The sequence below is a fragment of the Phycisphaerales bacterium AB-hyl4 genome, from assembly GCA_041821185.1.
In the GTDB taxonomy this organism is placed as follows: domain Bacteria; phylum Planctomycetota; class Phycisphaerae; order Phycisphaerales; family Phycisphaeraceae; genus Natronomicrosphaera; species Natronomicrosphaera hydrolytica.
Window position 1 is genome coordinate 366,876 of record JBGUBD010000006.1, and the last position, 6,866, is coordinate 373,741.

Here is a 6,866-nt window from a genome sequence, read left to right on the forward strand (position 1 = left end):
ACCAGAAACGTTATCTTCCTCTTATGGCAGCAGATCAGACGAGCTTATCGCCCGAGGTGACGGTGTGGGCCGACGCGCGGAGCGCTGCGGGGGTGATGGCGGTGCTCGACCGGATGGGCTCGGCAGTGCGTCCGATCGGCGTGGGCGGGCCGCGCGAGCCGGGCGTTGCCAGCGATGCGGGCGTGGACCGACTCGCCGCGACGTTGGATTGCGCCCGGAACGATGATCTGCGGAAACTGCTGGTCGATCGGCCGGCGGCGTTTTTGTTGCTGGCGACGATGCGCGACGCGAGCGTGGCCGACGTGCAGTCGGCGGTGCGACAGGGCATGATCGTGCTGGCGCTGGAGCCGGTGGTGGAGGAACTGGCGGAGCTGAAGACGTTGAACCGGGCCGACCGCAGCGCGGGGGCAGGGGTGGGGCGGATCCTGCCCGTGCCGGCGTTCGATTCATCGCCGGGCTATCTCAGCGCCGCCGAGCCGGGCGATGCCATGGGCGAAGCCCGCACGCTTCATTATGAAAGCCTCGGCACGTCGGCCGAGGGCTCGCTTTACGCTCGCCTGCTTGACGGCTGGCGGACTGTGCTCGCCTTTTCATCCATGCCTGTCACGATCGACGCTTCGCTCGCCGCAGCCGATGACGAACTGGTCGGCCGTGCACGCACCGCCTCACTGCGCGACATGGGCGGCGCCCTGACCGCCCACGGCCGCATGGACGATGGCAGCTCGGCCCTGCTGCACATTGCCGACCGTTCCGCCGAAACCCGCCGGGCCCTGCACGTGCTCGGCCGAGAGGGCCAGTTACGCGTCGACGACGTCAGCTACAGCCTCCGCCAGATCACCGGCGAACTGCTGGACGAGGCCCGCCCCGAGTCGGGCGCAACCTTCGCCGACCTGGTCGCCTGGCAGTGGCGTCGGCTGATCGATCGTCTCGACGGCGTCCTGCCTGACCCGCCGTCACCGGGCTATGAAAATAACGCACTGGCCTGCTGCCTCGCCTGCCTGCTGAGCATCCGCACCGGCCAACCGGAGAGCCCCGCCAAGCTGGCGGAGATCGGGCGGTGATCGTTCGGAATTGCTAATTGCTAATTGCTGATTGCATCGGTGAAGGCCTCCAATCAGCAATCAGCGTTTAGCGATTAGCAATTCCCCCTTGCTCCGGGATTTCGTCGACATTGCCGGGCCGGGCGGGGTTAGGTTTGACACTGGCCGCGGTGGCCTTAAACTTATGGCGTCTTTCGTGGCCGACCGTGACAGGGCCCACTCAGCGAGTGGGCGATGGCGCGGACAGGGACGCGGCTGGCGGCGACCGGCAGCCGTCGCGTAGGAGCTGACGAAAGATGGTCGGGCACCCTCTCTGGTGCTGCTTGCCGCTTTTTGCGTGCGGGTGGCGCTGTCGGAAGGGCGCTTCAGCCCATGATGCCGTGCGTGCATGTCGACGAGCGTGTTTTACGCAAGCCGACGTCCGCCACGGTGAAACGACAGCAATCGGCCGACAGGCCGTAAAATTGGCCCGTGGTGTAATTGGTAACACGCCAGGTTTTGATCCTGGTATTTCTGGTTCGAGTCCAGGCGGGCCAGTTTTTTTGCAATTTCGAATTTCGAATTTGGGATTTCGGATTTGCCGAGTACCGGAATGGTCATGAGCGACGATCGACAAATCCGAAATTCGAAATCCGAAATTCGAAATGCCCCAACCGCCATCCTCCTCGCGGCCGGCAAGGGCACGCGGATGGGTGGCGATCGCGCGAAGGTGCTCTACGAAGCGGCCGGCCAGTCGATGATCCGCTGGGTCGTGCAGGCGTGCAAAGCGGCAGGGTGTGAGCGGGTGATCGTCGTCGTTGGCTATCAGGCCGACGCGGTCCGCGAATCGCTCGCCGATGAGCCTGGCGTGGCGTTTGTCGAGCAGACCGAGCAACTCGGCACGGGGCACGCCGCGATGATGGCAGCGCCTTGCTTTGAAGGGCGACCCGCCACGGACGTGTTTGTGCTCGCCGGCGACGCACCGCTGATTCGTGAGCAGACGTTGGCGAAGCTGCTGGCGGTGCACCGCGAAACGCAGGCCGTCGCGACGCTCGCCACCGCCGAGCTTGACGACCCCACCGGCTACGGCCGAGTGCTGCGTGATGCCTCGGGCAACTTCGATGCCATCGTCGAACAGAAAGACGCCACCGACGAACAACGCGCCATCCGCGAAGTCAACCCCAGCTACTACTGCTTCCGCAGCGACCGCCTGTTCGACTCGCTCGCGAAGGTGAGCAACGACAACAAGCAGGGCGAGTACTACCTCACCGACGTGCCGGGCATGCTCAAGCAGGCCGGCGAACGCGTTTCGGTTGTCGACGCCGTGCCCGCGGAAGACGTCATCGGCGTCAACACGCCGGAGCAACTGGCCGTGGTGGACGAGATTTTGAAAAACCGTGCATCAGGCATGCGTGTTTAGGGGCTGCCCCGCAGGGGCGGTCTGCCGCCAGACTTTCGAACTGAGCCCAATCATGAGCCGATCCGATCGTGACAGCATGAAAATCTTCTGCGGCCGCGCCAGCCGAACGCTGTGCGAGCAGATCTGCCGTTACCTCGATCTACCGATGGGCCAAGGCCACACCGACATGTTCCCCGACGGCGAGCTGCTCGTGAAAGTCGAGGAAGACGTCCGCGGCCGCGACTGCTTCGTGCTCCAGTCAACCTACCATCCGGTCAACGCCCACCTGATGGAACTGTTGATCTACATCGACACGCTCCGCCGCGCGAGTGCTCATCGCATCACGGCCGTCATCCCCTACTTCGGCTACGCCCGGCAAGACCGCAAAGACGAGGGCCGAACCCCCATCACCGCCAAGCTGGTCGCCAACCTCATCACCGCCGCGGGCGCGGACCGCGTGCTCGCGATGGACCTGCATGCAGCGCAGATTCAAGGTTTTTTCGACATTCCCGTGGATCACATGCACGCTTCGCCGGTGATCGTGGAGTACTTCGAGTCGATTCGCGATCAGCTCAGCGACCTCGTGCTCGTCAGCCCCGACGTGGGCAATGTGAAGATGGCCGGCGCGTATGCCAACTGGCTCAACGGCGATCTGGCCATCATCGACAAGCGACGCAAAAGTGGCACGGAAGTCGTCTCTGCGAACATCATCGGCGACGTTAAGGGCAAGACCGCCCTCATGGTTGATGACATGATCACTACCGCGGGCACGATGTGCGAAGCCGCCCGCCTGCTTAAAGAACGCGGCGCGAAGGACATCATCTGCGCCTGCACCCACCCGGTGCTCGTCGGCCTGGCAATGGAACGCCTGAGCGATGCGCCCATCAGCCGTGTCGTCGTGACCGACACGATTCCCTGCGGAGCCCGGTGCTCGCCGATTCAGGACAAGCTTGTCGAGCTGCCGGTCGCCTCGCTGCTGGGCGAAGCGATGCACCGCATTCACCACAACCAGTCCGTTTCCAGCCTCTTCCGTCCCGACGGCGGCGGCAAACGATAATCCCAACCACAAACGAAACACCATAACCGGAGAAATACCATGGCGACCCACGACATCCCCAAAATTGAAGTGCAACCCCGCGACCGAGTCGGCAGCCGATACGCCGCACGACTGCGCAAAGAAGGCAAGCTCCCCGGCGTGATCTACGGCCACAAAGAAGACCCCAAGTCTGTCACGCTCGACTATCGCCAGTTCACCGACCTGCTCGAAGGCCATGCACACCTGTTGCAGGTGACCATCGACGGCAAGACCGAGCCTTGTCTGATCAAAGACATGCAGTGGGACCACCTCGGCATCAGCCTCGTACACGTGGACCTCGCTCGCGTTAACCTGTCCGAAGAAGTCGAGGTCGAAGTCGAACTCGCACTCACCGGCGAACCGAAGGCACTCGAACAGGCCGGTGCGATTCTCGACCATCCGCTTGGCTCGATCGAGATCGCTTGCCGGGCCGACGCGATTCCGGAGAGCATTCAGCACGATATCTCCGAACTGGCCGTGGGCGACGCCGTGACCGTAGCGGACCTGAAGCTGCCCGATGGCGTGCGAGCCGTGACCGATTCGGAGACGGTGATCGCTCAGATTCAGGTCATGGCCGAGGAGCCGGAAGAAGAGACCGCCGAAGCCGTCGAAGGCGAGCCGGAAGTCATCGGCCGCAGCGAGCAGGAAGAAGGCGAAACCGACGAGAAGTAATCCCCTCCCCAGGGACTCAAGTGCAACATCGTTAAGGCAGGGCGGCTTCAGCTGCCCTGCCTTTTCACCATAACCTCGCCCCCTGCATCCCGGACCCACGCCCATGAAGCTCATCGTCGGCCTAGGCAACCCCGGTCCCGAGTACGTTGCGACTCGACACAACGTCGGGTTCATGGTGGTCGAACGCCTCGCCCGCCGCCATCGCATCAACGATGCGCCACGGGCCAAGTTTCACTCGGCCGTTGTCGAGGGCCCGGTCGCCGACGAAAAGTGTCTGCTCATGCTCCCGCAGACCTACATGAATCGCTCGGGCCTTGCGGTCGCGGACGCGATGCGCTTCTACAAGCTCGACAAGCCCGACCTGCTGGTCGTGGTGGACGATGTGGCACTACCCGTCGGCCGCATTCGCCTGCGCGGTGAGGGCAGTGCCGGCGGCCACAACGGCTTGACCGATATCGAAAAAGCCGTCAACGGCCGGGACTACCCCCGCTTGCGCATCGGCATCGACCCGCCCGGCCGAGCCCGGCAGCGCGATTACGTGCTTGGCCGATTCAGCCCCGATCAGCTCGACCGCCTCGACCCGGCGATGGACAAAGCCTGCGACGCGATCGAGTGCTGGATTCGCGATGGGCTGGAAAAGGCCATGAGCCTGCATAACGCCAGCGACTGACCTTTTTTCAGCTGTATCCCATTCAATTCAACCGGTGGATGGCCCCGTGCTGTATTTGCGGGGTATCGCTTCCCCGGGGTTGTCCAGTCATTACTCGACTGCGGTCCATGATCGAATGGCGATCTTTTCGCTGCGCCCGATAATCCGCGAACTGGAAAACACCCTCCAAAACGTGATCAATGCTGATTTTGCTCTTTATCGCCGATTGGACAGAGAGATATTGACGTTCGCCTTCCTTTCGGTTAACGTATACCGAACAAGTGTCGGGGAAAGTTTAAAGCGCCCGGCCATGGAACGTCGAAAGTAGAGCGGACACACGATGCGAGACCCCAATATGTGGGGGATCGCCAGTGAATCGACTACTACCGAGAGGACGACTTCGATGGCTATTCCGCTTGTCATGCTCGGACCCGGCGGCGATTACCAGACCCGCTACCAGATCAAGGGGCAGGGGCTGATCCGCCAAGCCGCGGCGACGTTGGAGCAGCAGCCCGACACTGAGACGGCCGGCTCAATGGCGGGTTGGGACCGTCTGCCGCGTCGCGGCGGGCAGGGTGACGCCGGTGATGACGCCGGGCAGGGCAGCTCGCGGTGGAGTGAGTCGGACTGCTTCGAGCACGCGTCGGCTCAGGCCGGGGCGGGCACGTATGACGCCGCCGGCCGAATCCGTGAAGCGGCGGCGGGCAAGGCGATGCACGCGGCGTTGCTCGCCTGGCTGGGTGAACAGGGGCGTGCGTTGGCCGACCAGCTCGAGCTGGTGCACCGTCTGCGGCGGGAGATGGTGGTGGCGGTGTGGCGGAAGGCGTCGCCGACGGTTGGCGACAAGGCCGCGACCGATAGTGTTTCCGGTGGATCGATCGACAAGCTGGTGAAGGAGCAAGACCATGAATCTAACCCCCAAGCAACTGCACATTCTCACACGCATCCGCGACATTCGGCTGGCCCGCGGGTACTCGCCGACGATGCAGGAACTCGCCGACGAGCTCGGGGTGAGCAAGGTCACCGTCTTCGAACACGTCGAGGCGCTCATCAAAAAAGGGGCTTTGGTTCGCCAGCCCAACAAGGCTCGCTCTTTGGAGGTTAGCCCCGAAGTCGAGCTGCCCGACGAAACACGCTCGACGCGGCTGCCGCTGGTCGGCTCCATCGCCGCCGGCTCACCGATCGAAGCCGTGGAAGACCGTGAGCACCTCGATCTCGAAACGATCTTCACACCCCCGGGCACGAGTCCGCGAAACACATTCGTCCTCCGCGTGCGCGGCGACTCGATGATCGACGAACAGATCCGCGATGGCGATTACGTCGTATGTGAAAAAGCAAGCCAGGCCCGCAACGGCCAGACCGTCGTCGCTTTGCTGGACACCGGTGAAGCGACGCTCAAGAAGCTCTATCGCGAAAAGGACGGCCGCGTCCGCCTCCAGCCCGCCAACGAAGCTTACGAACCGATGTGGATCGAGCCCGATCGCGTGCAGATTCAGGGCATCCTCATCGGCGTTGTGCGCACCTACTGAGTGCACCCGTTCCCTCTACCGCCCCGCGTGCTGTTGGCATACCTTCCCCCACGTCGCTTGCGGCTTGGCGTCCTCAACCCGGAAGAACCAGGCATGAAGATCACCGGTGCTGCGACCGTTTTACCCGTGCGCGACCTCGAAGCTTCGCTGCGGTTTTTCATCGATCACCTCGGATTCGCCGAGGAGTTTCGCTTCGGGAATTACGCCGGCGTTCAGTGCGAGCGCCTAATGTTGCATCTTTCACAACAGGGCAATCCCAATACCGCTGAGCCGGGCACGGGCTGCGTCTATGTGTTCTGCGACGAGGTGGATCAGTGGTATGCCCAACTCAATGCCGCAGGCGTCCGAACCGATGGGCCGCCGGAGACCTACCCCTACGGCATGCGCGACTTTCTCGTGTTCGACCCCGACGGCAACCAAATCAGCTTCGGCTGCCCGGTTAAAGAAGACTGACAGTGGCGGAGTTACCCACATTGCCGAAGCCCACGGCGTGACGCCGTGGGCTTCGCTATGCAATCGTGCA

The 6,866-nt window shown here is 63.1% G+C and carries 9 protein-coding genes and 1 tRNA gene; 8 read left to right on the forward strand and 2 right to left on the reverse strand.

The features are described from left to right. Nucleotides 1-23: 23 nt before the first annotated feature. The 6 genes from ACERK3_12240 to pth all read left to right on the forward strand — a co-directional run bounded on the left by ACERK3_12240 (nt 24) and on the right by pth (nt 4,835). On the forward strand, nt 24-1,061 hold the full coding sequence (locus ACERK3_12240) for a hypothetical protein (GenBank protein ID MFA9479053.1): 1,038 nt from the start codon (nt 24-26) through the stop codon (nt 1,059-1,061). Nucleotides 1,062-1,505: 444 nt separating this feature from the next. Next, nucleotides 1,506-1,577: transfer RNA gene (locus ACERK3_12245), tRNA-Gln, on the forward strand. A gap of 61 nt (nt 1,578-1,638) precedes the next feature. Continuing rightward, complete coding sequence (locus tag ACERK3_12250) at nt 1,639-2,439, forward strand: NTP transferase domain-containing protein (protein ID MFA9479054.1); 801 nt, start codon at nt 1,639-1,641, stop codon at nt 2,437-2,439. Nucleotides 2,440-2,491: 52 nt separating this feature from the next. After that, complete coding sequence (locus ACERK3_12255) at nt 2,492-3,475, forward strand: ribose-phosphate diphosphokinase (GenBank protein MFA9479055.1); 984 nt, start codon at nt 2,492-2,494, stop codon at nt 3,473-3,475. Between the two features lie 39 nt (nt 3,476-3,514). Beyond that, entirely contained in the window at nt 3,515-4,165 is a 651-nt protein-coding gene (locus ACERK3_12260) for a 50S ribosomal protein L25 (protein MFA9479056.1), read from the forward strand. 103 nt (nt 4,166-4,268) lie between these two features. Beyond that, the gene (pth, locus tag ACERK3_12265) at nt 4,269-4,835 is read left to right on the forward strand and encodes an aminoacyl-tRNA hydrolase (protein MFA9479057.1); all 567 of its coding nucleotides are present in this window, start codon (nt 4,269-4,271) and stop codon (nt 4,833-4,835) included. Nucleotides 4,836-5,077: 242 nt separating this feature from the next. On the opposite strand, the gene ACERK3_12270 is transcribed toward pth, so the two are convergent. Both ACERK3_12270 and ACERK3_12275 read right to left on the reverse strand, forming a co-directional pair. After that, on the reverse strand, nt 5,078-5,191 hold the full coding sequence (locus ACERK3_12270) for a hypothetical protein (GenBank protein MFA9479058.1): 114 nt from the start codon (nt 5,189-5,191) through the stop codon (nt 5,078-5,080). A gap of 155 nt (nt 5,192-5,346) precedes the next feature. Continuing rightward, nucleotides 5,347-5,721, reverse strand: coding sequence for a hypothetical protein (locus ACERK3_12275; GenBank protein ID MFA9479059.1), 375 nt, complete (start codon nt 5,719-5,721; stop codon nt 5,347-5,349). Here ACERK3_12275 and lexA point away from each other — a divergent pair. Together lexA and ACERK3_12285 are read left to right on the forward strand one after the other, a co-directional pair. After that, complete coding sequence (gene lexA, locus ACERK3_12280; protein MFA9479060.1) at nt 5,720-6,343, forward strand: transcriptional repressor LexA; 624 nt, start codon at nt 5,720-5,722, stop codon at nt 6,341-6,343. The two genes, ACERK3_12275 and lexA, sit on opposite strands and share 2 nt — an antisense overlap. 93 nt (nt 6,344-6,436) lie before the next feature. Further along, complete coding sequence (locus ACERK3_12285) at nt 6,437-6,796, forward strand: bleomycin resistance protein (GenBank protein ID MFA9479061.1); 360 nt, start codon at nt 6,437-6,439, stop codon at nt 6,794-6,796. Nucleotides 6,797-6,866: the final 70 nt, after the last annotated feature.

What these genes read in the sequence shown, in the direction of transcription:
- ACERK3_12240 (MFA9479053.1), top strand. Translation starts at nt 24, where the DNA reads ATGGCAGCAGATCAGACGAGCTTATCGCCCGAGGTGACGGTGTGGGCC.
- ACERK3_12250 (MFA9479054.1), top strand. Translation starts at nt 1,639, where the DNA reads ATGAGCGACGATCGACAAATCCGAAATTCGAAATCCGAAATTCGAAAT.
- ACERK3_12255 (MFA9479055.1), top strand. Translation starts at nt 2,492, where the DNA reads ATGAGCCGATCCGATCGTGACAGCATGAAAATCTTCTGCGGCCGCGCC.
- ACERK3_12260 (MFA9479056.1), top strand. Translation starts at nt 3,515, where the DNA reads ATGGCGACCCACGACATCCCCAAAATTGAAGTGCAACCCCGCGACCGA.
- pth (MFA9479057.1), top strand. Translation starts at nt 4,269, where the DNA reads ATGAAGCTCATCGTCGGCCTAGGCAACCCCGGTCCCGAGTACGTTGCG.
- lexA (MFA9479060.1), top strand. Translation starts at nt 5,720, where the DNA reads ATGAATCTAACCCCCAAGCAACTGCACATTCTCACACGCATCCGCGAC.
- ACERK3_12275 (MFA9479059.1), bottom strand. Translation starts at nt 5,721, where the DNA reads ATGGTCTTGCTCCTTCACCAGCTTGTCGATCGATCCACCGGAAACACT.
- ACERK3_12285 (MFA9479061.1), top strand. Translation starts at nt 6,437, where the DNA reads ATGAAGATCACCGGTGCTGCGACCGTTTTACCCGTGCGCGACCTCGAA.